Raw genomic sequence first — 25,970 nt, 5'->3', positions numbered from 1 at the left:
ACTCAAAATGAATTCGAAAAATCTTCTGCTGCTAGGTGCCGTCTGTCTAGGGTGCACTGCCGCTGCTGCGGAATCGGATAGCGTCGGCAATAAGAAGCTACCTGCGGGAGCGGTGCTCATGTGCAGGCAGCACGTACACGGCGCATCCGACAAGCCGATGCATATCGACTGGCAGGCGTTTGGTCTCAATGAGGATCGGGAAAGAATCAAACATTTTTATCAAGCTCAGTTTGGGCAGCCTCCTACTCGCGAAGATGCTCAAAGCTACACCTGGATCTTCGAAGGCAAACAGAATGAGTTGCACTACTCAGTGCGAACACCGTCGGCTAATGGTCCATGGGCTGCGTGCTCGATACAAGCAACTAACTTCGAAGTGATTGTTCTCATCTCCAATGCAAGTTGGCCAAAGGGCCGCTAACTGCTCCGCCGTATGTCCTCGTAGTCCATCGTGTCCGTATCCGGATCGGACGCAAGCGGCGCCCCAGCAGCTTGAGCCATGCAAAACCGGCAATGCCCGCCACCATCGAAGCAACGAGGATCGCCATCTTCGACGCATTGATCGCCTCCGGCGCGCCCGTGAACGCCAGGTTGGTGATGAAGATCGACATTGTGAAGCCGATGCCGCCCAGCAGGCCCGCCCCCAGGATGTGGCGCCAGGCCAGGTCGAGCGGCAGGCGGCACAGACCAAGCGACACCGCGGCAAAGCTGAACAGGAAGATCCCGACCGGCTTGCCGGCGACCAGGCCGAGGATGATGCCCAGGCTGTTCGCGCTCAGCAGTTCCTCCGCCCATCCGGTACCGATCACGATCCCCGTGTTCGCCAGCGCGAAAATTGGCAGGATCAGGAAAGTCACCGGCTTGTGCAGGATGTGCTCGAGCCGGTGCGAAGGCGATTCGGCGTCGTCTTCTTCCCTTGAATAGGGAATGGCAAAGGCGAGCAGCACGCCGGCGATGGTCGCGTGCACGCCGGATTTCAGCATCAGGAACCACATCAGCGCGCCGCCGACCAGGTAGGGCAGCAGGGCCATCACGCGCAGCAGGCGGTTCATCGCCAGAAGTGCTGCAAACACGGCCAGCGCGCCGAGCAGGTAGAGGAAGGACAGGTCGCTCGTGTAGAACAGGGCGATGACGACGATCGCGCCCAGGTCGTCCATCACGGCGAGCGCGGTCAGGAATATCTTCAGCGAGGCCGGCACCCGGCTGCCGAGCAGGGCCAGCACGCCGAGCGCGAAGGCGATGTCGGTCGGCATGGGAATGCCGACGCCGGCCTGCGTCAGGGTGCCGCTGTTGAAGGCGAAGTGGATCAGCGCCGGCACCGTGATGCCGCCCGCGGCCGCCAGCATGGGAAGCATGGCATTGCGCAGGTCGGACAGCTCGCCGTTGTACAGCTCGCGCTCGAGCTCCAGGCCGATCAGCAGGAAGAAGATCGCCATCAGGGCGTCGTTGACCCAGTGTTCAATGGAGAGCCCGGCAACATACTGATGCCAGAAGCCGAGGTAGCCCGGGCCGAGCGTCGAATTCGCGATGGACAGCGACACGAGCGTGCAGGCGATCAGGACGATGCCGCCGGCCTTGCTCGACGCGAACAAGCCTTTGAAGGTATGCGAGAGACGACGTTCGATGCGCATCATGCGGCCCCCAGGGCTGCGTGCTGCGATCGGAAAGGAAAAGAAGAAGCGGGATGGATGCTGTGCATGATGGTCGCGAATAAGCCGCGTGGCGGCCCGACCATCGCGCATCCTGTCGTGCCCTTGGCGGCACGATCACCCGCGACCATGATAGCACGCCGGGACGCTCGCGCGCCCGGCCCAGTTGCCTCAGCCGATGGTCTCGCCGGCGACCTTGTCCTGCGCAGGCGCCTGCTTGTTGCGCTGTTCCCAGAAATGCGCGTTCTTGATGCCCAGCGCCACCGGGTCGAACTGCGGATCCTTGCCCAGCTTCTTCTGCGCCTCGTAGTCGCGCAGGCACTTGAAGGCCGTGTCGCGCATCAGGAGGATGGCGATCAGGTTCAGCCAGGCCATCAGGCCCACGCCCAGGTCGCCCAGCGCCCAGGCCACATCCGCGGTCTTCACGGCGCCATAGATGGTGGCGGCGATCATGCACAGCTTCAGCACGAAGGTCATCCACGGGCGGTTGACCGTGCGGTTCAGGTAGGAAATGTTGGTCTCGGCGATGTAGTAGTAGGCGACGATGGTGGTGCCGGCGAAGAACAGCAGGGCGATCGCCACGAACAGGGCGCCGAAGCCCGGCATGATGTTTTCCAGCGCGGTCTGCACGTAGCCCGGACCCGAGGCCACGCCCTGCACGCCGGTGAACATCGGGGCGCCGTTCGGGCCTTCGACGTTGTACTGGCCGGTGATCAGGAGCATGAAGGCGGTCGCCGAGCAGACGAACAGGGTGTCGATATAGACCGAGAAGCCCTGCACCAGGCCCTGCTTGGCCGGGTGGCTCACTTCAGCGGCCGACGAGGCGTGCGGGCCGGTGCCCTGGCCGGCTTCGTTCGAATACACGCCGCGCTTCACGCCCCACTGGATCGCCAGACCCAGGATGGCGCCGAAGCCCGCATCCAGTCCGAAGGCCGAGCTGAAGATCAGCTTCAGCACGCCCGGCAGCTGTTCGATGTTCATCGCGACGATGGCGCAGGCCACCAGGATGTAGCCCAGCGCCATGAAGGGCACCACGAATTCGGCGAAGTGGGCGATACGCTTGACGCCGCCGAAGATGATGAAGGCCAGCACCACGGCCAGCGCGATGCCGGTATACATGGTGTCGATGCCGGCCGCGGTCTTCAGGCTCTCGGCGATCGAGTTGGCCTGCACGCCCGGCAGCAGCAGGCCGGTCGCGACAATGGTCACGATGGCGAACAGCACCGCATACCATTTCACGCCCAGGCCTTTCTCGATGTAGAAGGCAGGGCCGCCGCGGAATTCCCTGTTGATCGATTCCTTGTAGACCTGGCCCAGGGTCGACTCGACGAAGGCCGAGCTGGCGCCGAGGAAGGCCATCATCCACATCCAGAACACGGCGCCGGGGCCGCCGAAGGTGATGGCGGTGGCGACGCCGGCGATGTTGCCGGTGCCGACGCGGCCGGCCAGGGTCATGGTCAGGGCCTGGAAGGAGGAGACGCCCTGGTCCGAGCTCTTCCCGTCCATCATCAGGCGGCACATCTCGCCGATGTGGCGCAGCTGCAGGAAGCGCGAGCGGATCGAGAAATACAGGCCGGCGCCCAGGCACAGGCCGATCAGGGCGAGGCTCCAGACGTACTCATTGATTGCGTTGACCAATTCATGCATTGCAGTGTTTCCCTCGGAAAACTTATCGATTGATTGTCGCCGGAAACGCTGCCCGGCAGTGTGTGGTTAGCAACGATACCCGAAGAATTTGCTGATTCCTACCGTTATTTTTTCTGCACTGCGGCATGCCCGCGCAGGGTGCACGGCGGGCGGCTTCGGCACGTTTTCGGTGCATCAGTGGAGGCGGATCGGCGCCGTCGTGGTGCCGTCGCGTACCTCGATTGCCGCGTCCTCGAAAGACGGCGGACCGAAGCGGCCGGCGGCATCGCGGCTGAAGCCGTAGTTTTCCTTGGGGATGCCGATGAAATTGCGGTCCAGTTCGCTGTTCTCGTTCTCGTCCTGGTAGGCCAGTACCGCCCAGGTGCCGGGTGGAATGTCCTTGAGGCTGATCACGGTCTCGCCGGCTTGGGCCGGCACGGAAGCGCTGTAGGCGCACTGCTTCAGGAAGCGCGCGCGGTCGCAGACGGCGACATTGATCTTGCCCTTGCCGCCGGCGACGTTCGAGACCCGTACCTCGACGGTCGCGGCAGACGCCGGCAGGAGCGCCAGCAGGAAGGCAGAGGAAAGCAGGACAGACAGCAGGTGACGCATGGGTTTCCTTTCATTGATCGAACTGGTTTGTACCGTCGCTGAACCGCGCGGGGCGTGGCTTGCCAGCCGTGCATGGCAGCGCCTGTGATAGGCTCCGGATACTCCCTCACCCTTTATTTCGCCATGCTGCTCAACGCTTTCATCGTCGTGCTCACCGTCGTGCTGATGGAAGTGTTTTCCATCGTTGCGCACAAGTACGTGATGCATGGGTTCGGCTGGGGCTGGCACCGTTCCCACCACGAAGCGCGCACCGGCTGGTTCGAGAAGAACGACCTGTACGCCCTGGTGTTCGTCGGCGCGGCGGTCGCCATGATCTGGTTCGGCATGCGCGGCTTCTATCCCTTGCAGTGGATCGGCGCCGGTGTCACGGCCTACGGTTTGCTCTACTTCGTCGCCCACGACGGCCTGGTGCACCGGCGCTGGCCGTTCCGCTACACGCCGCGCAGCGGCTATCTCAAGCGCCTGTACCAGGCGCACCGCATGCACCATGCGGTCGAGGGCCGCGACGGCGCCGTGTCCTTCGGCTTCCTGTACGCGCCGCCGGTCGCCGTCCTCAAACAGCAGCTGCATGCGCTGCATGGGGGACGCTTGCAGCGCCACCCGGACGCTGCCACAGCGTCGCAGGACGCATCGGCGGCGACGCCAGGCGCGAACTGAGGGCGCTGCCCGCACCTCGGGCCAGCAGCCATAGTTTCATCGCCTTGCTGGTGCCGCAGCGCTGGTCCCAGGCATGCTCTCCGCGCCGCTTCACCTGGATCCCGATCTGGCGGTAGACATTGCGTGCGCTCGCGATCGCCCAGGCCGAACGCAGGGGCAGGGCGGCAATGCCGGCGCGCGCCGAATCGTAATAGGGTTCGGCGTAGTCCACCAGGCGCGCCGCAAGCTGCGCCAGCCGTGCGCGGTGGCGTGGGTCGGCCAGCTCCTGCTGGGGGATGCCCGCTTCGCGCAGCCACTGGGCCGGCAGGTAGCAGCGCCCGACGCCGGCGTCTTCGACGATGTCGCGCGCGATGTTGGTGAGCTGGAAGGCGATCCCGAGGTCGCAGGCGCGGTCCAGCACGCGCGGGTCGTGGGCGCCCATGATCGAGGCCATCATCAGGCCGACCACGCCGGCCACGTGGTAGCAGTAGCGCAGCGTGTCCTCGATGCTCTCGTAGCGCGCGCCTTCCACGTCCATGGCAAAGCCTGCGAGGTGATCGAACGCGAAGCGCGGGTCGATGCGGTGGCCCAGCGCCACTTCCTGGAAGGCGGCAAAGGCCGGGTCATCCATCTTTTCGCCGGCATAAGCACGCCGGGTCTGGTCCTGCAATTGCGCCAGCGCGGCGCCGGCATCGTGGGCCGGGGCCGCCTCTACATTGAAGCCGAGCTCCTGGCCGTCGACCACGTCGTCGCAGTGGCGGCACCAGGCGTACAGCATCAGCACGCTGCGCCGCGTTGGCGGATCGAACAGGCGCGCCGCCGCGGCGAAGCTTTTGGAGCCGACCGCGATGGTGCGAGTGGCGTGGTCCATCAAGGCTTCGCTCATGCCTGCACCTCCTCCGCGATCATCAGGCGGGCGGTGGCCTTGGCCGAACCGATCACACCCGGCACGCCGGCGCCGGGATGGGTGCCGGCGCCCACCAGGTACAGGTTACTCAGTTCGCTGTCGCGGTTGTGCGGGCGGAACCAGGCGCTTTGCGTCAGGATCGGCTCCAGCGAGAAGGCCGAGCCCAGGTGGGCGTTCAGCTGGTCGCGGAAATCGACGGGGGTGAAGAAGCGGGAGGTGACCAGCTGGCTGCGCAGCCCCGGCATGTAGCGCTGCTCGAGGTAGTCAAAGATGCGGTCGCGGTAGCGCGGGCCTTCCACCGACCAGTCGATCGGCGCATTGCCCAGGTGCGGCACCGGCGCCAGCACGTAGTGGCTGCCGCAGCCGGGCGGCGCCAGCGACGGATCGGTCACGCAGGGTGCATGCAGGTAGAGCGAGAAGTCGTCGGCCAGCTGCTGGCCCTTGAAGATCTCCTTGATCAGTTCGCGATAGCGCGGGCCGAAGCAGACCGTGTGGTGCTGCAGCTGCTCGTGGTGCTTGTCGAGGCCGAAGTAGAGCACGAACAGCGAGTTGCTGAAGCGCTTCTTGCGCAGGGCTTCGCCTTCGGCCGCGCCGCGCGGGTGCTGGCCCAGCAGGCCGGCATAGGTGTGCACCACGTCGGCGTTCGAGGCCACGGCGTCGGCCTCGAACAGGCGGCCGTCCTCGAGGCGCACACCGCTCACGCGCTTTCCGGAGGCTTCGATGCGGGCTACCGGGGCGTTCAGTTCAATGCGTCCGCCGATGTCCTGGAACAGGCGCACCATGCCGCGCACCAGGGCGCCGGTGCCGCCGCGCGGGAACCACACGCCCCATTGCCGTTCCAGCGCGTGGATCAGGGTGTAGATCGAGCTGGTGGCAAACGGATTGCCGCCCACCAGCAGCGAGTGGAAGGAAAAGGCCTGGCGCAGCTGCTCGTCCTGGATGAAGCGCGCTACCAGGCCGTACACGCTGCGCCAGGCCTGCAGGCGCGCCAGCTGCGGGCCGGCCGAGATCATGTCGCGGAAGGACAGGAAGGGCACGGCGCCGAGCTTCAGGTAGCCTTCCTCGAACACGGCCTTCGAATAGGCCAGGAAGCGCCGGTAGCCTTCGACGTCGGCCGGATTGCGCGCATGGATCTGGCGGTCCAGGGCCTCCTGGTCGTTGGCATAGTCGAAGTGGCTGCCGTCTTCCCAGCACAGGCGGTAGAAGGGGGTAACCGGCAGCAGCTCGACGTAGTCGGACAGGCGCTTGCCGGCGGCAGTGAACAGCTCTTCGATGCAGGACGGATCGGTGATGACGGTGGGGCCGGCATCAAAAGTGAAACCTTCGTCTTCATACACGTAGGCGCGCCCGCCCGGCTTGTCGCGCTTTTCCAGCAGCGTGACCTGCATGCCGCTGGCCTGCAGCCGGATGGCGAGCGCCAGGCCGCCGAAGCCGGCGCCGATCACCACGGCCTTTTTATGTTCGTTCATGCTGTTTTCCTGATCTGGTCGGGGTGGATCTTGCACGCCGCTGCCAGAGCTTGCGCCACCGGCACTGGCGGTTTGCCGCTCAACACGCGCGCCTTGTCGCGCAGGTGCAGACGGCCGGCATAGAAACGGGCGATGAGGGGCGCGGGCAGGCGGTAGAAACGCTGCATCACGCGCCAGCGCTGTTCCGGACGGCCGGCCAGGAACAGCATGCGGTTGAGCAGGCGGAAGAAGCGCTGGCCCTGCCATTCGCGCCTGGCTTCGTCGCGGATCGCCGCGAATACGGCGGGTGCGCTCAGGTCGACCAGGGCAGCGACGCGCTCGGCCAGGCGCACCGCATGCGGCAGCGAGTAGCCGGTGGTCGGGTGGAACAGGCCGGCGCGCAGGCCGCTTGCCGGCTGTCCGTTCAGATCCGTCCAGAAGCCGTCGAAGTCGCCGGCCAGCACGATCGGCAGCGAGCCGTGTTCTTCGCGCAGCACGTCGGCGACCTCCCAGCCGCGCGCGGCGGCATAGGCGCTGATGTTGGCGCGCAGGCGTTCCGGCTCCCAGCCGGGGCCATCGACGTAATGGGTGTCTTCGACCAGCACCCGGTCCGGCCCGAAAGGCAGCAGGTAGACGAAGCGGTAGCCGCCCTGCTGTTCGACGGTGGCGTCCATGATGACCGGGGCGTGCAGGCCGTGCGGCGCGCGCAGGCGCAGCTCCTGGCCCAGGAAGGTCTGGTAGCCGAGCGAGAGGCGCGAACTGGCGCGCATGCCGCGTCCGTCGATCACGGCGCCGGCGTGGATGGTGACGCCGTCGGCCAGCTCGACCCAGGTGGGGCCGAGGGCGGCGATGCGCACGCGGGTGAGCAGGGCGGGGCCGAGCGCCGCCTCGATGGTGCGCGCGAAGTCGCTCGACGCGATGCTGGCGTAGCCCCCTTCCAGGGTGCGCGCCAGGTCGGGGAAGCTCACCTCGTAACGCGGCCAGCGGCAGGAAACCAGTGGCGCAAGCCAGGCGCGCTGCCCGGGCGTGAGGTCGCTGTCGTGGAAAGACCAGGTGTGGTTGCCGCCGATGTGTTCTTCGCTCTCCAGCAGCAGGATGCGCAGTTCGGGGCGCAGGGTGCGCAGGCGCCAGGCCAGCAGGCCGTTGGCCAGCCCGCCGCCGGCCAGCACCAGGTCGTAGTCGGGCGCCGGCTTATCCATGGGTGGCCAGGCGTTCGGTGTGCGGCTTGTGCAGCAGCGCCGCCTCGATGATGTCGGCCGCGCGCAGCGTGCCGCCGGCCTGCGCTACGCTGCTTGAGAGCGCGTCCAGGCGGGTGGCGAAGCCTTCCTCGATCAGCAGGCGGCGCAGCAGGCGCGTCATCTGCCCGCTGCCGGCAAAGTGGGCGGAAGCCTTCAGGCCGATCCCGGCGTGCACCACGCGCGCCGCGGCGCCCGGCTGGTCGAAGGCGATCGGCAGCGCCAGGATCGGCGTGCGCGCGGCAATCGCGTCCATGATCGTGTTCGAGCCCGCATGCGAGACCACGGCATCGGCACGCGCCAGGGCCGCGGCCTGGTTGGCGAAGCCGCAGACCCAGGTAGCGCCGGCCTGCTCCAGCTGGCGCTCCTGGCGCGCATCCAGGCCGCCGCAGTGGGCCACCAGCAGCTGTGCGTCGAGCGCGCGGCAGGCCCGTGCGATGCGTTTGAACAGGCCGAGTCTTCCGCCCTGCATGGTGCCGAGCGAGGCGAACACGAAGGGGCGGCCGGCGGCGATTGGCGGCATGAACTGCTGTCCGGGGCCACTGCTGCGCGGCCCGGTGGGGCGCAGCGGGCCGACGTGGTGGAACTGCGGCGGCAGCGCCCGGCGCGGGAAGTCGAAACCGGCCACGGTCTGGCTGACCTGGGCCAGCGGCGACAGGCATTCGTGCAGGCCGTCGCGCGCGGGCAGGCCCAGGCGGCGCGCGTTGTCCGCGATGCTGCGCCGGTGCGGCGTCATCATCCAGTCGTAGACGCGGGTGCTGCCCTCGACCATCTTGCGGGTGCGCTCGTCGTCGGCGTACTCGAAAGGCATCACGGGCAGTGGAATGCCCGGTTCGCGGTTGACCGGCAGCGCGCAGGCGACCGAGACAAAGGGCAGGCCGAGCGCCTCGGCCACCAGGCCGCCGGCCGCTTCCATCTGGTCGGCAATGATGGCGTCAATGGCGAGCGCGTCGATGGCGCGCGGCAGTTCGCGGCACAGCATGTCGGTGCCGGCAGCCATGTCGAGGATGACGCGGCGAATGCCGAGCGGCCCGCCCGGATTGGCGGCGCGTTGCAGCGCCGCCGCCAGCGAGCCGGGAGGATGGGTGCCCGCGCCGATGGCGTGAAAGCCCACGCGCGGATCGCTCACGTAGGGCGCGGCGTCAGGCCGGTGCAGGAAGGTGACGCGGTGCCCGCGTCCCACCAGTTCGCCGGCCAGCGCGCTCAGGGCGCTGAAGTGGCTGTAGAACGCGGGTGCGACCACCCCGAAGTGCGCCATGCAAGCTTTCCCGGTTCAGTTCACCAGCGCTTCGCGGCTGCGCGTGCCGCCTGCAGCATCGGCGGCATCGGCAGGAAAAACGCGCGGAAGGGCGCGGCCCTGGGCGAACAGCTTGCCCACGAACTGGTGGGTGTCGCCTTCAGGACCGAGGGCTGCCTCGAGGTGGCGCCGGGCGTCGTTCAGGTGGCGCGCCAGCTGGCGCTGTGCTTCTTCCTGGCCGAGCGAGGCGAGCACGGTCGCCTTGCCGAGGTCCTTGCCGGTGTCCTTGCCGCTGTCGGCCCCGGGCAGGTCGAGGAAGTCGTCGCGGATCTGGAAGGCGTGCCCTGCCGCCAGCGCAAAGGCGCGCAGCGATTGCGCTACGTGCTCGCCGGCCTGGGCGATGATGGCGGCCATGTCGACGGCGACGCCGAGCAGCACGCCGGTCTTGAGTTCGTTGGTGGTGGCGATCGCGTCCAGGGTGCGGGCGCTGGCGCGCAGGTCCTGGTACTGGCCGCGCACCAGGCCCTGGGTGCCGACCGTTTCGCTCAGGCGCGCCACCAGGCGCGCGCGCGTCACCGGCGGAATGTCGGCCGCGCTCGCCAGCACGCCGAAGGCGCGGCTCAGCAGCGCCACCGAGGCCAGGATGGCGACGTCTTCGCCATACTGCACGTGGATGGCGGGACGGCCGCGGCGCAGGCTCGCATTGTCCATGCAGGGCATGTCGTCCAGGATCAGCGAGGCCGCATGCACCATCTCGACCGCGCAGCCGACATCGGCCAGGGCCGACGAGGTGCAGCCGAGGTCGCGCGCCACCAGCATTACGAGCATCGGGCGCATGCGTTTGCCGGCGCTCAGGGCGCCGGCACGCATGGCGGCAGACAGCAGGTCGGCCCCGTCGCCGGATTCCGCCAGCAGCTGTTCCATGCGTTCCTCGATGGCGTCGCGCAAGGTCTCCAGACCAGATGGCTGGGTGTCGCCGGCATGCGCCAGGTCGAATCCGTTGATGGCCGCGCCGAGCGCTCCATCGAACTGCCGTGCCGTTGTGCTCATGGGCTACCCCTTGTCGTCAAACGCCAATACAGGAATTGTCAAATTTGCCGACGATCATACCGTAGGCAATGTTGAGCAATCGATAATATTTCAATCGTGTGCACCTCCTTTGAGGTGGATGCGTGTTCGCGTGCTCGCACACCAGTGTATTAAACTTGAAAAATTGGCTATGTCCCCTTGCGCACGATAGGTGAGCGGGTCAAGCGTGGGTCGAAACAGACACTTCTTTCGGGGTGATCGGGACAGTTGCAGGTCGAGTCATCGTCACAAAAATAAAAAATGCCGGCAGCGCCGGCATTTTTGGAAGGTACGAGGCCCTTAGAAGGTGTGACGCACGCCCACGTTGAAGACGCGCGGGTCGGCGCCCAGCGCGGTTGCCGGCGGGGCCAGGCTGGTGCCGGCCGACTGCAGGTTGAACACGCCGCGGGCGTTGTTGCGCAGCTGGGCGTAGGTCGAGTAGATATTGGTGCGCTTCGACAGGGCGTAGGTGTAGGCCAGGGTCACGGCATTGCCCTTGGCGCCGGTCTCGATCTTCTGCTGCTGGAAGTTCAGGAAGAACTTGTTCGAGCCGGTGGTGAAGGCAGCGCCGATGTTGGCGTTCTTGTACTCGTTGTTGGCGCCGGTCTGGTCGCCCACCAGGTAGTTACCCTTGATTTCGAAGGCGCCCATGGTGAAGCCTGCGCCGACACCCCATTCCTTGTCGTCGCCGGTCGCCAGGCGCTCCAGCACGTGGTAGCCGCCGCCCAGGTACAGGCCGCCGTTCTTGTATTCCAGCGACACGCCCATCAGGTCGCCCGACGGTTCGGTGGCGCGCTCGCCGGCCGAATAGGCGGCGTTGACGGTGAAGCCGCTCAGGCTGTCGCTCTTGTAGTTGACCGAGTTGGCCAGGCGGCGGGTCAGGCGGTTGGTGGCGAAGGCCGACAGGTTGCTGCCGTAGAAGCCCTGGCCCAGGATGTCGGTCGCGGCGGCGACGGCGGCGATCGGGCTGTATTCGCGGCCGACGGTCAGGGTGCCGAAGCTGCCCTGCAGGCCGACGACGGCGCGGCGGTTGAACAGGTTCGAATCGGCGGCGCCGGTGTCGAGGGCGACGCCCGCTTCGACGTTGAACAGCGCTTTCAGGCCGTTGCCCAGGTCTTCGGTACCGCGGAAGCCGATACGGCTGCTCGACTGGTTGCCCGAGTTGATCACGGTGCGGCTGTCTTCACCCGGTGCGCCGGTGTCTTCCACGCCGATCGATGCGTCCATCACGCCATAGATCGTGACGTTGGTCTGGGCGTGGGCGAACAGTGGCAGGGAGGACAGCAGCGCGGCTGCCAGGTACTTGAACTTCATGAAGAGCTCCTTTGGTTTGGACAGGATGTCGAGTTCTCAATAAACTCAGAACGAGGCGGATCTTACTTAGCGAATATGTCCGGTTAATGACATGTTGCTATTTGACATCCTGATATGCCAAACACGTAACGGGTGCTCAGTTCGCCATTTCCTCTCCCATGATGTGGCCGGACAGCGGCAGCACGATGTCGATCCGGGTGCCGGGCGTCTCGTCGCTGCTGATGGTGATTTCGCCGTGCATGGCCCAGACCCGTTCGCGCATGCCGACCAGGCCGAGCGACTCCTTCTTTTCCATGTCCTCGCTGCGGATGCCGCGGCCGTCGTCGCGGATGGTGAGCAGCAGCTCGTGGTTGACGCGGTCGAGGTTGAGCACGACGCGGGTGGCGCCGGCGTGGCGCGCGATGTTGGTCAGCGCTTCCTGCACGATGCGGAAGATGGCGGTGCTGGCGGCATCGTCCAGGCGCAGTTCGGACTCTTCGGCCAGCAGGGTGCAGGCGATGCCGTGGCGCTCGCTGAAGTCGTCGCGCAGTCCCTGGAGGGCGAAGTACAGGCCGCCTTCGTCGAGGGCGCGCGGGCGCAGGTTGGTGGCGATGCGGCGCAGCGAGGCGATCGCCATCAGGAGGTTGGTCTCCATGCCCTCGATCAGGCGCTGGCTCGCTTCGGGCAGCTTGTTGCTTTGCAGGAGGGTCAAGTCCATGCGCAGCGAGGCCAGCAGCTGGCCGAGGTCGTCGTGCAGCTCGCGCGCGATGTGGGTGCGTTCTTCTTCGCGGATGGTCTGCAGGGCCGAGGACAGCTGGCGCAGCTGGTCGTGCGAGCGCGCCAGCTTTTGCTGCACCAGGTGGCGCTCGGAGACGTCGCGCAGGATCACGGTGCACACTTCGTGGCCGTCGTGATCGACGGTGGAGATCGAGCCTTCGATCGGGAACAGCTGGCCGTTGGCGCGGATGCCGGTGACCGCGTAGTCGGTGGCGCGTCGGCCGGCGCGTCCGCCGCCGGTGGGGAAGTAGTCGCAGGGGGCCATGGCGCCGCGGCTGGGTGGCTGGATGAAGCGTGCCAGCGAGCTGCCCTGCATGGCCGCCACGCTGGTCGCGAACATCTGGGCCGCGGCCGGGTTGGCCAGCAGGATCACGGCATGCTCGTCGATCGACAGGATGGCGTCGCTGGCGCTGTGCACGATGCGCCGCCCGTCGAAGGCGCGCGTGGCCCGGTGCACGGCGCGCGCCCGGCGCAGCGCGGCCGCGGCCTGGCCGGCGCAGTAGCCGCCCAGGAAGGAGAACACGAGAACCGCCTTGCCCGGCGCGTGCCGGCGGAGGCGTCGTTGTGGAGTCATGCGGGAATGCGAGTGGCGCCCGTCAAGGCCGGAAGCTCTACATTACGGCCTCGGGGCGGGAGCCGGCTTGAGGCGACACAAGGCCGCGCCGGCGCCGCTTCATTCCTCGACGGTGAAACGCAGCCGGTAGTTGTCCAGCGTTCCCGGCAGGCGCGCCGGATCGAGCCGCCGCCCGGGCGCCAGCGCCAGCTTGCGACCGTCGAGCACGTTCGCCAGCATGGCGCTGCTCAGCATCAGCACCAGATTGCGCCCGGGGCAGGTGACGGGGCCGTCGCTGAAGGGGACCAGTGGCCAGTCGCGCGCTGCGCTATCGTCCAGCCACAATTCCGGGGCGAAGCGGTTGGCCTCGCGCAGGCGCGTGTCGTCGCGGTGGAAGAAAGGGGCATGGATCAGGACGCCGGTCCCGGCCGGCATGCTGCCATCTTCCCAGTGCGTCCGTGCGGTGCTCTGGCGCAGGATCATGGGCGTGGTAGGCCACAGACGCAGGGCCTCCAGCACGGTGGCGCGCAGGAAGGGCAGGGGGTGCTGTTCCCGGCGCCCGGCGATCTCGGCGCGGACGCGCCCGGCCGCTTCCGGATGGCTGTCGAGCAGGGCCAGGGCCCGGAAGCTGGCGATGACGGCTGCATCGAAGGCGAACAGCCACTGCGGCACCTGCTGGCGCGGTTCGGTCGTGCTGTTGCGCGGGATGTGGGCCATGTAGCCGGCCAGGCTGCCCGCTTCCGCCCGGTCGAGGTACTCCTGGATGCGCGCCAGGAAGCGTTCGCGTTTTGCCCGCATGGTGGGGTGGAAGCCGGCCCAGTTGGCGGCGCCGCGCAGGCGCGTGATCATCGCCTGCAGTGCGTGGTCGTCCGCTGCGCTGTTGCCCAGGACCACACGGCGGAACATGCGGTACCAGGCTTGCGACCAGGTGTCCCAGTCAAGGCTTCCCTTGTCGCGCGCCGCGGCCAGCATGGCTGCGGCCTCCTCCTCGACGAGCGGAAGGAAGCCGGCGGCCATGCGGTGCATCGGGTTGGCGGTGTCGAGCGCGGCCTCGTTGAAGCGGCGCCGCTCGCTACGCTGTGCGCCGGTGGACAGCAGCACGCCCTGCGGCTCGAAATGCGCGAGCGCGGCGCGCTTCTCGGTGCTGGCAGGAGAGAAGGGCTTGGGCGATTCGTCCAGCACCCGCTTGGCATGCCCGGGGTCGAGCACCACCGCCTGCTGGCGGATCGGCAGCGGCAGCATCAGCGGACCGCGTCCGTACTTGTCGCGCAGCTTCTGCATGCGCTGCACGGCACGGCGGTCGAGGTCGAGCCGCTCCGCCAGGGCCACCATCGGCGGGCGGCGAATGATGACGCCTTGCGCCACCAGGGGAGCGAAGACCTCGAGGCCGAGGGCGAGGGTGTCGAGCAGGCTGGCGCGAGGCAGCCCGTCGTTCGTGGTGCCGGGGCCGGCGGCCCTGGCGATGCTGCGGCCCGCCGCGAGCCCTGCGCCGAAGGCGCCGAGCACGCCGGCGGCCAGCAGGAATGTGTCCTTGCGCGGCTTGTCCATGCTTCGTCCAGTCGAGTTCGGAAAAACCCGACTGTACGATAGCCGACAGGAGCCGTGCGCACGCCTGGCGGCGTGCAGATTACATCTGCTTGAACAGGTGCAGGAAGCTCCGGCTCACTTCGAGCTTCTCCGGCCGCCCCTTGACCAGCACCAGGTGCCGGCCGCGGATGTCGCGGGTCACGCCTTCGATCGCGTTGACGTTGACCAGGGTGGCGCGGTGGATCTGCCAGAACAGCGAGGGGTCCAGCTCTTCGGCCAGGTCGCGCACCGGTTTGCGGATCAGGGCTTCGAAGCTGGCCGTCTGCACGCAGGTGTACTTTTCGTCGGAACGGAAGAACAAGATGTCTTCCACCGGGATCATGCGCAGGTCCTGGCCGATGCTGGCCTGGATCCACTGCAGGTGCTTCGGTTTCGGCGCGCCGATCTTTTCGGCCAGCTGCGACAGCATCGCCTGCACGCTCTGGTTGACGTTGGCGCCTTCGGCCGGGCGCTCGAGGCGCTGCTTGAGGCGGTCCACCGTCACCTTCAGGCGCTCCGGCTCGGTAGGCTTGAGCACGTAGTCGATCGCGCCGCGCTCGAAGGCCTCCACCGCGTACTGGTCGTAGGCGGTGACGAACACGATCTGGCTGCGGTCGCCGATGTCGCGCGCGGCTTCCATGCCGGTCTTGCCGGGCATGCGGATGTCGAGGAAGGTGAGGTCGGGCTTGAGCTGGTCGACCAGTTCCACCGCTTCCTCGCCGTTCTTCGCTTCGCCCAGGATCTCGAGTTCGGGCCATGCCTCCGACAGGCGCAGGCGCAGCTGGTCGCGCATCAGTCTTTCGTCGTCGGCAATGATTGCAGTAGGCATGGTCGTCTCTGTAGCAAAGGATTTAATGATTATTCAATGAAACCGCGCGGCGATCAAGTTGCCCGGCATAGGCATTATCTGGAAAGCTGCTTATTTGGACAGCTGATATGGCACCTCGATCATGGCGATCACGCCGCTCGGGCTGTTGGCGGCGATGTGCAGCTGGCCGGCGTCGCCGTGCAGCAGCTTGAGGCGGTCGCGGATGGTCTGCAACCCCAGGCCGGTGCCGTCGCTGGGCACCACGCCGAAACCGACGCCGTCGTCGGTGACGGTGACGCGCAGCTTGCTGTCGACCACCTCGGCCTGGATCTTCAGGCTGCCGCCCTCGGGCTTGCATTCGAGGCCGTGCTTGATCGCGTTCTCGACCATCGACTGCAGCATCATCGGCGGGAAGGCCGCGCTGCGCAGGCCTTCCGGCACCTGCATCACCACCGTCAGGCGTTCTTCCATGCGCATCTTGAGCAGGTTCAGGTAGGCGGTCACCATGTCCACCTCGCGCCCGAGGCCGGTGACCACGGCGTTGTCGCGCATCTGGGGCAGCACCGCGCGCAGGTACTGGATCAGGCTGCGCTGCATGGCCGAGGCGCGCGGCGGGTCGACCTGGATCAGGTGCTCGACCGAGGCCAGGGTGTTGAACAGGAAGTGCGGTTCCACCTGCGCCTGCATCATCTGCATCTTGGTTTCCGACAGCTGGCGCTGCATGGCTTCGCGCTCGGCCGCCTGGTTGGCCACGTGCGATTCCGCTTCGGCGCGCTTCTTGCCGCCGACCAGGGCCTTGGTGCCGAACAGGGCCAGCACGAACAGGATCACGAAGTTCATGAACCAGGTCGAGGCCTGCTTGTGGTAGCGCGACACCTTCTGCTCGGCGGCGTCTTCTACTGCCGCTTCGATCGCGTTCGAGAGTTCTTCGCCGATCTGCGGCGGCAGTTCGATGTGGACCGATTCGCCGTTGGCGCCGACGGCCGGCGGGTTCGGCGTGGTGGCGGGAGCGGGCTTGGCGGCCGCGTCCGGTCCTTCGGGGGGAGGGGGAGCGTCGGGCGGCGCAGGCGGCGCCGATGGATCCGCCGGCACAGTGCCGTTCTTCGGCCGGTTGCGCGGATGGAAGCGGATGCCGCTCTCGTCGATCAGGATGGCGGCGTCGCTGCGGCGGCCGGCTTCGCGCTCGGCGCGGCTGATGTCTTCCTCGGCCGGACCGGAGAACAGTTCTTCCTGCAGGATCGCACCGGCCATCAGGGTCAGGATCGCAAACAGGAAAAACTTCCACCACGACAGCTGGGTGACCCAGGTCGCCACGGCGTCGAAGGCGCGGTAGAGCCACGACAGGACGCTCGAAAAATAGTGGGGGGTGGTGTTCCTTGCTTGCATGTTCGTTCGTTCATTCTCGGTGCAAGCGGCGAGTGTACCGCGTCGCCGCCTGCGCGTACCGGAAATACAACATTTCCGGCAACACCAACTGTTGGGATGATGCAACTTTACCCCGCACGCATCCTGCGTGCCAGTGGCGTGCGACAGCCTGCACGATCCGGGGAATGGATTGCGTCCAGCCTGTCCAGGATGCGCCATCGCAAGGGCTGACAGCCGGAAACATTGCAAGGTATGATCTTTCGGGACCGCTTGTTCCGGTTCCCCGTCCGCTTTCCGATCCCTGAAAGGATGTGCCGATGTCAGTCTCTTCCAAATTCCGGCTCGTAACCCGTAGCGACTTCGATGGCCTGGTATGCGCGGTCTTGCTCAGGCACCTCGACCTGATCGACGAGATCCTGTTCGTGCACCCGAAGGATATGCAGGACGGCAAGATCGCCATCAGCGCGCGCGACATCACCACCAACCTGCCGTACGTGGCGGCGGCCCACCTGGTGTTCGACCACCACCTGTCGGAAACCATCCGCAACACGGGCCGTCGCGAGAACCACGTGATCCACCCCGAGGCGCCGTCGGCGGCGCGGGTGGTGTACGACCACTATGGCGGCGCCAGCACCTTCCCGGCCGCGTGGAACGACATGCTGGCGGCGGTGGACAAGGGCGATTCGGCGCGCTTCTCGCGCGACGAGGTGCTGTTCCCGCAGGGCTGGAATTTGCTGAACTTCCTGATGGATGCGCGCACCGGCCTGGGACGCTTCCACGAATTCCGCATCTCGAACTACCAGCTCATGATGGCGCTGATCGACTACTGCGCCACCCACAACATCGAGCAGATCATGGAACTGCCCGACGTGCGCGAGCGTACCTCGCTGTACTTCGAGCACAGCGAGCGGTGCAAGGAACAGATCCGGCGCTGCGCCCGGGTCCACAGGAACCTGGTGGTGCTCGACCTGCGCAACGAAGAGGTGATCTACGCCGGCAACCGTTTCATCATTTACGCCCTGTTCCCGGAGACGAACATCTCGATCCACGTGCTGTGGGGCGTGAAGCAGCAGAACACCGTGTTCGCTACCGGCAAGTCGATCCTGAACCGGAGCTCGAACACCAACATCGGCGCGCTGATGCTGGAATATGGCGGCGGCGGGCACGAGAATGCCGGCACCTGCCAGGTCGATAACGAGATGGCGGAAGAGGTGCTGGGCGCACTCATCAACCGCATCAACAAGGACGGCTGATCCGGCTTAGCCGGCCTGGCGCGCCCCGATCCGGATGCAGCCGAGTGCGGCGCAGGTGACGGAGGCGCCCAGCGCCAGGCCGCCCACCATGCCGGCCAGTTCGAGCGGCGCCAGCAGCCAGGCCAGCATGTAGGCAATGCCCCCCAGGACCAGGCTCCAGCCGGCGAAGCGGCGCGCCGCCTGGTCGGCGCCGGGCGAGGTGCAGCGCATGCGCGCACGTTTCGCCAGCGCTTTCGGGATGTCGTTGGCATACACCACGACCACCAGGCCAAGCAGGGCGCCCAGCAGGCGCTTCGTCCATGCGGGATCGAGCCAGGTCGGGCCGGCCCACGCCAGCAGGGCGGACAGCGCCAGGATCAGGGCGGCGCCAAGTACGGCGCGGCAGAGCGGGGACAGGGCTTTCATGGTTTCTCCTTGTGCGAATGGTCGGCGCGGCTGACGTTCAGGCCGACGGTCTGGGCGAACGCCAGCAGCGCGTCCTCCAGTACCGACAGCCGCAGCCGGTAGGTGATCGTGCGGCCTTCTTTCTCGGGCTCGATCAGTCCGGCCGCCACCAGCACGGCGAAATGGGCCGACATGGTCGGCTTCGATACATCGAACAGGCCGGCCAGTTCACCGGCGCCCATCGGTCCAGCCTGCAGGTGCTGGAGGATGGCGCGCCGCGTTGGGTCGGACAGGGCTTTGAAAACGGAGCTCATGGATCGATTGTTAGCTAACTATCTAACTATTGCAAGCGTTTTCTTTGGATTTCTGTTTTCCTATTGTGCGTGGTAGCGCTGGCCCAGCATCTCGCGCACCGCATCGGGCGCTAATGGCTCGCTGAACCATTGCCCCTGCAACTGGTCGCAGCCGTGCGAGCGCAGGAATTCCACCTGCGCTTCGGTCTCGACCGCTTCACCCACCACCGCCAGCTCGAGGTTGTGGCCGATGTCGATCAGGGTCTTGGCCAGCCGGTTGTCGCTGCCTTCGCGCGTGATGTCGTGCACGGCGGCTTTCGACAGCTTGACCTGGCGCACCGACAGCTGGCGCAGGAAGGAAATGTCGGAAATGCCCTTCCCGAATTCGTCGAGCGAGAGCGCCACGCCGCATTCGCGCAGCTGGGCCGACAGGTCGCGCCCCAGGCCCGGATTGCGGATCAGGTCGGCCTCGGGAATCTCGATCTCCAGGCTGCCCGGCGGCAGATTGTAGTGCTGCATGCGCGCCGCGATGCCCGGGATGAAGCCGTGCTGGCTGTATTCGCGGTGCGAGACGTTGACCGACACCGGCAGCCCGGTGTAGCCGAGCTGGCGCAGCTCGTGCAGGAAGGCGCAGGCCTGGTCCAGCACCCAGTTGCCGATCCCGATCATCTGGCCCGATTCCTCGGCTTCGGCGAGGAAGGCGGCCGGCAGCATGACGCCGTGCTTGGGGTGGCGCCAGCGCAGCAGGGCCTCGAAGCCGCGCACCTTGCCGCTCTTCGCATCCATGCGCGGCTGGAACAGCAGGAACAGCTCGTCGTGCTCGAGGGCGCCGCGAATGCTGTCGGCAAGCTGGGCGCGCTTCTCGCCGGCGATGCGCATCTCGGGCGAGAAGAAGTGCACGCCGCCGCCGTTGCCCTTGGCGTGGTACATCGCCATGTCGGCCGCACGCACCAGTTCGGCCGGCGTCTTGCCGTCCTGGGGGAACAGCGCCACCCCGAGGCTGGCGCCGACCGGGATCTCGTTGCCCGCAAAGGCGACCGGCATCGTCATCGACTGGCGCAGGCGCTCGGCCATGCGCAGGGTGAAGCGCACCGAGGGCTGGTCGACCAGCACCAGCACGAACTCGTCGCCCGACATGCGCGCCACCGTGTCGCTGTCGCGCACCGCCGCCTGCAGGCGCCGCGCCACCACCTTCAGCACCACGTCGCCGGCCTCGTGGCCGAAGGTGTCGTTGATGCTCTTGAAGTTGTCGAGGTCGACCAGCACGATCGCCACCATCGCGCCGTGCCGGTGCGCCAGGTGCAGCGCATGCTCGAGCCGGTCCCACATCAGGGTACGGTTGGCCAGGCCGGTGAGGGCGTCGTGGTTGACCTCGTGCTCGAGGTGGTCGCTGCGTTCCTTGATGGCGGTGACGTCCTGCAGGATGCCGATGAAATGGCTGACTTCGCCGTAGTCGTCGCGCACCGGCGTGATGCTCAGGTCGTTCCAGAAGATCTCGCCATTCTTGCGCATGTTGCGAAACACGACGTTGACCGCGCGCCGTTCGGCGAGGGCCTGGCGCACCTGGCTGCGCTCGTGCGCGTCGAAGCCGTTCGCGGCCATGAAGCGCGGGTCGCGCCCGATCACTTCCGCCGCCGGATAGCCGGCGATGCGCTCGAAGGCCGGATTGACGTACTCGACGATGTTGTCGTGTCCGACGCAGCGGGTGATGACGATGCCGTTGCTGGCCGCGTGCAGGGCGCGCTCGCTCAGGAGCAGCTGGCGCTCCTTTTCTCGCCGCTTGGTGATGTTGATGCCCATGCCGAACAGGTAGTGATTACCCTTGCAGCCGACCCGCGCGCCGCCCACCACCATGGGCGTCTCGCGTCCGCTGCGCGACACGTAATTCATCTCCATCGACACTTCCGCGCCTTCCTCGAACACGCGCCGGATGTTCTCCAGCGCCAGGGGGCGCTCGCGCGGCTCGAACATGTCGATGACGCGGGCGGCGGCCAGCTCGTCCGGCGTCATCTCGGTGAGGCGTTCGAGGTTGTGATTCCACAGGAGCAGGCGCCCTTCGCGGTTGATCGCATAGAAGGTGCCGGGCAGCAGGTCGACCACCTCGGCCAGCGGGGTGTTGCCGACGCGTTCGGCTTCGGAAACCGATTCGGCGGGGGCCACGGCGATGCTGGCGCTCCAGCCGGCGGCATCGCCGCGGGCATCGTACTGGCGCAGCAGGGAAAGAGTCGCCAGGCCCTCGCGGCCGCCGGCGAAACGCATTCGCACCCGCCCGCCACCGGCGGAGGCGAGGACCGGCCAGCGGGCCTCGCCGGCGACGAGTTCGGTGAGCTGGCGTCCGCGCGTCTGTTCCGGCGTCCAGCCGAACAGTGCCGCGCATGCGGGATTCCAGCTCACGACCACGCCTTCGTCATCGGTCAGGAAAGTGACCACTGCGGACGGCTGGATCGTGGACATGCCGGCACCCTTCATCAAAGCGCGCGTTGGACTTCAGCTTACACGCGTTCGTGAGGGGAGGGCGCAATGCAAAGAAGCCACGGCGGGCCGTGGCTTCAGGGATACGGAACGTTGGCTGCCGGCGCGCCGGGCCGACGATCAGGCGGCGGCGGTTTCCTGCTTCGGCGGCAGCGCGATCTCGTTGTTCACGCTGAACTGGTAGTCCTCGAACACGTGCTGCGCCGACAGGATCTGATAGCTGCCGTCCGCCAGGCGGTGTGTGGTGTCCTTCAGGCGGTAGGTGGTGTGGCCGCAGGTCCAGCAATTGAAATTGCGCATGTGCGTGCACAGGCAGGTCTTGTCGTACACGGCAATGTTCTTGCCGTCCGGGCTGGCCTGCACCTCGCGGTTGTACGAGTTGATGTAGGCGCAGTTGCCGGTGGCGTCCAGCAGGTAGCCGTAGGATTCGCAGCCCGGGCGGATGCCGGAACCGATCGCCGGCGTGCTTTTCAACATACGCATCGGGTAGCCGGTCGGCGAGACGCCGTTGACGATGATGTCTTCTTCGCTGGCGCGGAAGTATTCCTGCTTGACGTGGTCCGGCATGCCGCACTCGTGGGTGACGGTGAAGCGGGTCGCCACCTGCACGCCGCCGGCGCCTTTTTCCAGGAAGCCGGCCGCGTCGGAGCCGGTGAAGATGCCGCCCGCGGCGATCACCGGGATGTCGAGCTGCTCGGCGCGCATGTAGGCAAGGACTTCGTCCATGATCGTGTGCAGGTCGTACTGCTTCCAGTCATCGATGCCGAAGCCCAGGTGGCCGCCGGCCAGCGGGCCTTCGACGATGATGTAGTCGGGCAGGCGGTTCAGGCGCGAGACCTTTTTCAGGAACAGCTGCAGCGCGCGCACCGACGAGACGATGATGCCAAGGTAGGTGTCGCGGAAGCGCGGGTGGTCCTTGATCAGGTCGAAGGAACCCAGGTGCAGGCCGGCCGACATGGTGATGCCGTCGATGCCGGCGTCCATCGCTGCCGACAGGCGGGTGCGCAGGGTCTCTTTCGGCGCGTTCATGGTCAGCTTTTCCATGCAGTTCACGAAGACCAGGCCGTCGCCCTTCTTCGCTTCCATGGTCGAGCCCACGTGCAGGCGGGTCGCTTCGGCCAGGCGGTCGAGGTCGAACTGGACCACCGCCTTGTTCATGTTGTTGATATTGAACTTGTACAGCTTCGTCTTGTCCTTGACGAAGGTGGTGTCGAACTTCCGGTCCGACACGTCCTGCACCATGGCGTCCGAGATGTGGCCGATGCCGCCGAGACGCGCGGCCTCGAGAGCCAGTTCGGAGGTCGAGATGTCCACGCCCATCCCGCCGATCATGATGGGCACATAGTCCTTGTTGCCCAGTCGCAGGCGGAAATCATCAACACGTTTCATTGCAATCCTTAAACCGCCGTAGTTCCCTACGCGTACATATGCACTGACAGGCCGCAGTGCACGGCCGTCATTCTACTCTCATGCGTGGCGCCCGCCACGCGATGTTTCCGTTGTGGAGCGCCCGTTCAGTCGCGGAAGTTGTTGAAGGCGAGCGGCAGCTCCTGCACGTCCTTGCGCAGCATGGCCATGGCGGCCTGCAGGTCGTCGCGCTTGGCGCCGGTGACGCGCACCGATTCGCCCTGGATGCTGGCCTGCACCTTCATCTTGCTTTCCTTGATGAGCTTGGTGATCTTCTTCGCGTCCTCGGTCTCGATGCCGTTGCGCACCTTGATGACCTGCTTGACCTTGTCGCCGCCGATCTTTTCGATCTTGCCTTCGTCCAGGAAGCGCACGTCGACCTTGCGCTTGGCCATCTTGTTGATCAAGACATCCTTGACCTGGCCGAGCTGGAAGTCGGAGTCGGCGAACAGGGTCAGTTCCTTGTCCTTTTGCTCGACATTGGCCGAGCTGCCCTTGAAGTCGAAGCGGGTGGTGATTTCCTTGTTCGATTGTTCGACGGCATTCTTCACTTCGACCATGTCTGCTTCGCAGACGACATCAAACGATGGCATGGCGGTTTCCTTTTTTCTTGATACTGCTAACTAGATGAATTCCTCTATTTTAACGGACAACGCCCCCCTGGGGCCATCGGATTTGCCCGCACGGCAACAGATTGCCCCGGGCTTGCCTCTATAATGACCAAAAAACACGGTCACGCCATGCAAGCCAACCAGCCCATCCTCCACGATTTTTCGCTCGCTTCCCTCAACACCTTCCGCATTCCCGCGCGCGCCCGCCATTACCTGCGCGTGCTGGGGGCGGCCGAGCTGGACGCCGTGCGCCGCGACCCGGCGCTTGCCAGCCTGCCGCGCCTGGTGTTGGGTGGCGGCAGCAACATGCTGTTCACCCGCGACTTCGACGGCATCGTCCTGCACATGGCGGGGCAAGGCAAGGAAGTCCTGGGCGAGCAGGATGGCCGAATCCTGGTGCGGGCCCAGGCCGGCGAAAACTGGCACGCTTTTGTGCAATGGACCCTGGCCCAGGGCCTGGGCGGCATGGAAAACCTGTCGCTGATCCCGGGCACGGTCGGGGCGGCGCCGATCCAGAACGTGGGGGCGTATGGCACGGAAACCAAGGATGTGTTCCACAGCCTGACCGCCTATGACATGACCAGCGGAGAAACCCGCACGCTGGATGCGGCCGCTTGCCGCTTCGCCTACCGCGACAGCCTGTTCAAGCACCCGGAGGGGCGCGAGTTGGTGGTGCTGGACGTCACTTTCGCCTTGCCGGCGGCCTGGCAGCCCAACCTGCGCTACGCCGAGCTGGCGCGCGCGGTAGAGGAGGCCGGTTTCACTTCGCCCACGCCGCAGGACATCGGACGCACGGTCGAGGCGATCCGGCGCCGCAAGTTGCCCGATCCGGCCGAGATCGGCAACGCCGGCAGCTTCTTCAAGAATCCGGTCGTCAGCGCCGACCATTGCGCGCGGCTGCTGGCGCAGTATCCTGAACTGGTGCACCACACGCAAGCGGACGGCAGCGAGAAACTGGCCGCCGGCTGGCTGATCGACCAGTGCGGCTGGAAGGGCCGGGCAATGGGCGCGGCGGGCGTCTATCCGAAGCAGGCATTGGTGCTGGTCAACCTGGGCGGCGCCCAGGGCGAGGACGTGGTGCGCCTGGCGCGCGCGATCCAGGCGGACGTGGCGGCAAAATACGGCGTGGAACTGGAGCCGGAACCGGTGTTTGTTTGACGGAGGCAGGCATGATCAAGGCAGTCGTAACGGGCCACTCGCGTGGCCTGGGCGCCGCAATCGCGGCGGAACTGGTGGCGCGCGGGATCCCGGTGCTGGGACTGGCGCGCGGGCATGCCGAGATTGGCGAAGGCATGGAGCAGGCGGCGGTCGACTTCGGCGATGCCGCGGCGTTGGGGGCATGGCTGCAGGGCCATACCCTGTCCAGTTTCCTTGCCGGCGCCGACACCGTGCTGCTGGTGAACAATGCCGGCGTCGTGTCGCCGGTGGGGCCGCTGGCCGAGCAGGATCCAGTGGCGGCCTTGCGCGCGGCCGTTGTCAACGTGGCGGCGCCGCTGGCCCTGTCCGCTGCCTTCGTCCAGGCCGCACCCCAGGCCGAACGCCGCATCGTGCACGTGTCGAGTGGGGCGGGCCGCAGCGCCTATCCCGGCTGGAGCGTCTACTGCGCGACCAAGGCGGCGCTCGACCAGCATGCCCGCGCGGTGGCCCTGGATGGCGATCCGCGTGTGAAATGCGTCAGCCTGGCGCCGGGAGTGATCGATACCGATATGCAGGCCGAGATCCGGGCCACGCCGGACGCGAAATTCCCGCTCAAGCAGCGCTTCGTCGACATGAAGGAAGGTGGGGTTCTGGAAACGCCGGCGGCGTGTGCGGCGAAGCTGGTCGACTGCTTGCTGTCGAAGCGCTTCGGGCATGAGGCGGTGGATGATTTGAGGAATTCGGCTTAGGCGGTGACTTCTTCGTAGAGGTCGCGCCAGGCGGGGTTGGTGGATTGGATCAGATTGATCTTCCAATCGCGCGGCCATTCCTTGATCTGTTTTTCCCGCGTGATCGCGGAAATGATTTCGGAGTGAACTTCGTACCAGACCAGGTGCTTCACCTTGTATTTCTTCGTGAAGCCTGCGACGAAGCCTTCCTTGTGTTGCCAGACTCTGCGGATCAAGTCTGACGTAACGCCGATGTAGAGCGTGCCGTAGGGACGGCTGGCAAGGATGTAGGCGTACGAGGATTTGTCCATCGGGGTATCGTCGGGCCGGTGGCCGGGCTTCGAACTGACGGCACGCAAACGAACTTGGGCGGAAGAATGCCAGTGGCATTGTTCCGGCCTGCGCCGGAACGACGGTTTTGAGGATGGCACTTAAAAGACCGTACTGAACTTAGTACAGTTAGCTCGTCGTTCCGGCGAAGGCCGGAACCCAAGTCCGCAGCTCTGCCGTGACGCTCGCGTACACCTCAAGCGGCGCCATCCCGTGGATGCCACGCGCCCTTAAACACTTTTCATCCCCGATCTCCACCTCCCGGCAGGCACTCGGCCGCGCCCCGTACACCCCGCAGGCCATCGGCCCCGCATCCCCCTTGCCCAGCGCCGCACAATACGGCGCCGACGCGTTGGTCCCCTTCATGCACGAGATATGCGGCGTCACCTGTTCGGTCCACGCATCGGGCAGCCCGCGTTCTCGCCCTTCGGCCCAGTAGAAGGACACACGAAACGACTTGCAGCACGCACCGCAGTCGAGGCAGGGATTGTGGACATGATCGCTCATGGTCCCCGATCTTATCACCGCCCCGCCCATGAAAAAAGCCGCCCGGAGGCGGCTTCGGCTGTCGCTGGAAA

The 25,970-nt window shown here is 66.3% G+C and carries 25 protein-coding genes; 5 read left to right on the top strand and 20 right to left on the bottom strand.

The window, feature by feature from the left end:
- The first annotated feature begins 7 nt into the window (after positions 1 to 7).
- Positions 8 to 418: a hypothetical protein gene (locus tag LK542_RS12985; RefSeq protein ID WP_227812213.1), complete on the top strand. Its 411-nt coding sequence runs from the start codon at positions 8 to 10 to the stop codon at positions 416 to 418.
- Here the strand turns inward: LK542_RS12985 and nhaA are convergent.
- The 3 genes from nhaA to LK542_RS12970 form a co-directional block, all read right to left on the bottom strand.
- The gene (gene nhaA, locus LK542_RS12980) at positions 384 to 1,631 is read right to left on the bottom strand and encodes a Na+/H+ antiporter NhaA (RefSeq protein ID WP_227812212.1); all 1,248 of its coding nucleotides are present in this window, start codon (positions 1,629 to 1,631) and stop codon (positions 384 to 386) included. The two genes, LK542_RS12985 and nhaA, sit on opposite strands and share 35 nt — an antisense overlap.
- Positions 1,632 to 1,817: 186 nt before the next feature.
- Positions 1,818 to 3,293, bottom strand: a complete 1,476-nt coding sequence (locus tag LK542_RS12975) for a sodium:alanine symporter family protein (RefSeq protein WP_227812211.1) — start codon at positions 3,291 to 3,293, stop codon at positions 1,818 to 1,820.
- A gap of 174 nt (positions 3,294 to 3,467) precedes the next feature.
- Entirely contained in the window at positions 3,468 to 3,884 is a 417-nt protein-coding gene (locus tag LK542_RS12970) for a DUF2141 domain-containing protein (protein ID WP_227812210.1), read from the bottom strand.
- 123 nt (positions 3,885 to 4,007) lie between these two features.
- On the opposite strand from LK542_RS12970, the gene LK542_RS12965 reads away from it, so the two are divergent.
- Positions 4,008 to 4,541, top strand: coding sequence for a sterol desaturase family protein (locus LK542_RS12965; protein WP_227812209.1), 534 nt, complete (start codon positions 4,008 to 4,010; stop codon positions 4,539 to 4,541).
- On the opposite strand, the gene crtB is transcribed toward LK542_RS12965, so the two are convergent.
- The 10 genes from crtB to LK542_RS12915 all read right to left on the bottom strand — a co-directional run bounded on the left by crtB (position 4,438) and on the right by LK542_RS12915 (position 16,798).
- Entirely contained in the window at positions 4,438 to 5,406 is a 969-nt protein-coding gene (crtB, locus tag LK542_RS12960; protein ID WP_227812208.1) for a 15-cis-phytoene synthase CrtB, read from the bottom strand. The genes LK542_RS12965 and crtB overlap by 104 nt on opposite strands.
- Entirely contained in the window at positions 5,403 to 6,896 is a 1,494-nt protein-coding gene (locus LK542_RS12955) for a phytoene desaturase (protein ID WP_227812207.1), read from the bottom strand. Before LK542_RS12955 ends, crtB begins: the two co-directional genes overlap by 4 nt.
- Positions 6,893 to 8,074 (bottom strand): lycopene beta-cyclase CrtY, encoded by a 1,182-nt coding sequence (gene crtY, locus LK542_RS12950; RefSeq protein ID WP_227812206.1) that lies wholly within the window; start codon positions 8,072 to 8,074, stop codon positions 6,893 to 6,895. Before crtY ends, LK542_RS12955 begins: the two co-directional genes overlap by 4 nt.
- The gene (locus LK542_RS12945) at positions 8,067 to 9,368 is read right to left on the bottom strand and encodes a glycosyltransferase (RefSeq protein ID WP_227812205.1); all 1,302 of its coding nucleotides are present in this window, start codon (positions 9,366 to 9,368) and stop codon (positions 8,067 to 8,069) included. Before LK542_RS12945 ends, crtY begins: the two co-directional genes overlap by 8 nt.
- Positions 9,369 to 9,383: 15 nt before the next feature.
- Positions 9,384 to 10,397, bottom strand: coding sequence for a polyprenyl synthetase family protein (locus LK542_RS12940; protein ID WP_227812204.1), 1,014 nt, complete (start codon positions 10,395 to 10,397; stop codon positions 9,384 to 9,386).
- A gap of 318 nt (positions 10,398 to 10,715) precedes the next feature.
- Positions 10,716 to 11,729 (bottom strand): porin, encoded by a 1,014-nt coding sequence (locus tag LK542_RS12935; RefSeq protein WP_227812203.1) that lies wholly within the window; start codon positions 11,727 to 11,729, stop codon positions 10,716 to 10,718.
- Between the two features lie 136 nt (positions 11,730 to 11,865).
- Positions 11,866 to 13,059, bottom strand: coding sequence for an ATP-binding protein (locus LK542_RS12930; RefSeq protein ID WP_227812202.1), 1,194 nt, complete (start codon positions 13,057 to 13,059; stop codon positions 11,866 to 11,868).
- A 99-nt stretch (positions 13,060 to 13,158) separates the two neighbouring features.
- On the bottom strand, positions 13,159 to 14,586 hold the full coding sequence (locus LK542_RS12925) for a cytochrome P450 (protein WP_227812201.1): 1,428 nt from the start codon (positions 14,584 to 14,586) through the stop codon (positions 13,159 to 13,161).
- Between the two features lie 79 nt (positions 14,587 to 14,665).
- Positions 14,666 to 15,433, bottom strand: a complete 768-nt coding sequence (locus LK542_RS12920; RefSeq protein WP_227800635.1) for a LytTR family DNA-binding domain-containing protein — start codon at positions 15,431 to 15,433, stop codon at positions 14,666 to 14,668.
- A gap of 90 nt (positions 15,434 to 15,523) precedes the next feature.
- Entirely contained in the window at positions 15,524 to 16,798 is a 1,275-nt protein-coding gene (locus tag LK542_RS12915; RefSeq protein ID WP_227800636.1) for a sensor histidine kinase, read from the bottom strand.
- A gap of 296 nt (positions 16,799 to 17,094) precedes the next feature.
- Between LK542_RS12915 and LK542_RS12910 the strand changes: the two genes are divergently transcribed.
- Positions 17,095 to 18,030: an exopolyphosphatase gene (locus LK542_RS12910; RefSeq protein ID WP_227812200.1), complete on the top strand. Its 936-nt coding sequence runs from the start codon at positions 17,095 to 17,097 to the stop codon at positions 18,028 to 18,030.
- 6 nt (positions 18,031 to 18,036) lie between these two features.
- Here the strand turns inward: LK542_RS12910 and LK542_RS12905 are convergent, their stop codons facing one another.
- The 5 genes from LK542_RS12905 to LK542_RS12885 all read right to left on the bottom strand — a co-directional run bounded on the left by LK542_RS12905 (position 18,037) and on the right by LK542_RS12885 (position 23,179).
- Positions 18,037 to 18,435: a hypothetical protein gene (locus LK542_RS12905; RefSeq protein WP_227812199.1), complete on the bottom strand. Its 399-nt coding sequence runs from the start codon at positions 18,433 to 18,435 to the stop codon at positions 18,037 to 18,039.
- Positions 18,432 to 18,728, bottom strand: a complete 297-nt coding sequence (locus LK542_RS12900; protein ID WP_227800639.1) for a metalloregulator ArsR/SmtB family transcription factor — start codon at positions 18,726 to 18,728, stop codon at positions 18,432 to 18,434. The genes LK542_RS12905 and LK542_RS12900 overlap by 4 nt, the downstream gene beginning before the upstream one ends.
- A 60-nt stretch (positions 18,729 to 18,788) precedes the next feature.
- Positions 18,789 to 21,161 carry a bifunctional diguanylate cyclase/phosphodiesterase gene (locus LK542_RS12895; protein ID WP_227812198.1) on the bottom strand — a complete coding sequence of 791 codons (2,373 nt, stop codon included), beginning with the start codon at positions 21,159 to 21,161 and terminating at the stop codon, positions 18,789 to 18,791.
- A gap of 138 nt (positions 21,162 to 21,299) precedes the next feature.
- The gene (locus tag LK542_RS12890; RefSeq protein ID WP_227812197.1) at positions 21,300 to 22,568 is read right to left on the bottom strand and encodes a nitronate monooxygenase; all 1,269 of its coding nucleotides are present in this window, start codon (positions 22,566 to 22,568) and stop codon (positions 21,300 to 21,302) included.
- Between the two features lie 125 nt (positions 22,569 to 22,693).
- Positions 22,694 to 23,179, bottom strand: a complete 486-nt coding sequence (locus LK542_RS12885) for a YajQ family cyclic di-GMP-binding protein (protein ID WP_227800642.1) — start codon at positions 23,177 to 23,179, stop codon at positions 22,694 to 22,696.
- 147 nt (positions 23,180 to 23,326) lie between these two features.
- Here LK542_RS12885 and murB point away from each other — a divergent pair, with 147 nt between their 5' ends.
- Entirely contained in the window at positions 23,327 to 24,355 is a 1,029-nt protein-coding gene (gene murB / locus LK542_RS12880; protein ID WP_227812196.1) for a UDP-N-acetylmuramate dehydrogenase, read from the top strand.
- A gap of 11 nt (positions 24,356 to 24,366) precedes the next feature.
- Positions 24,367 to 25,083: an SDR family oxidoreductase gene (locus LK542_RS12875; protein ID WP_227812195.1), complete on the top strand. Its 717-nt coding sequence runs from the start codon at positions 24,367 to 24,369 to the stop codon at positions 25,081 to 25,083.
- On the opposite strand, the gene LK542_RS12870 is transcribed toward LK542_RS12875, so the two are convergent.
- A complete protein-coding gene (locus tag LK542_RS12870; protein ID WP_227812194.1) occupies positions 25,080 to 25,373 on the bottom strand; it encodes a GIY-YIG nuclease family protein in 294 nt (97 codons plus the stop codon). The two genes, LK542_RS12875 and LK542_RS12870, sit on opposite strands and share 4 nt — an antisense overlap.
- Positions 25,374 to 25,521: 148 nt before the next feature.
- Complete coding sequence (locus LK542_RS12865; RefSeq protein ID WP_227812193.1) at positions 25,522 to 25,899, bottom strand: YkgJ family cysteine cluster protein; 378 nt, start codon at positions 25,897 to 25,899, stop codon at positions 25,522 to 25,524.
- Between the last annotated feature and the right edge of the window lie 71 nt (positions 25,900 to 25,970).

Origin of the sequence: Massilia sp. IC2-477 (genome assembly GCF_020707265.1) — a bacterium.
Classification (GTDB): domain Bacteria; phylum Pseudomonadota; class Gammaproteobacteria; order Burkholderiales; family Burkholderiaceae_D; genus Telluria.
The sequence above is the reverse complement of the archived record's forward strand: the minus strand, read 5'-3'. Positions and strand labels throughout refer to the sequence as shown.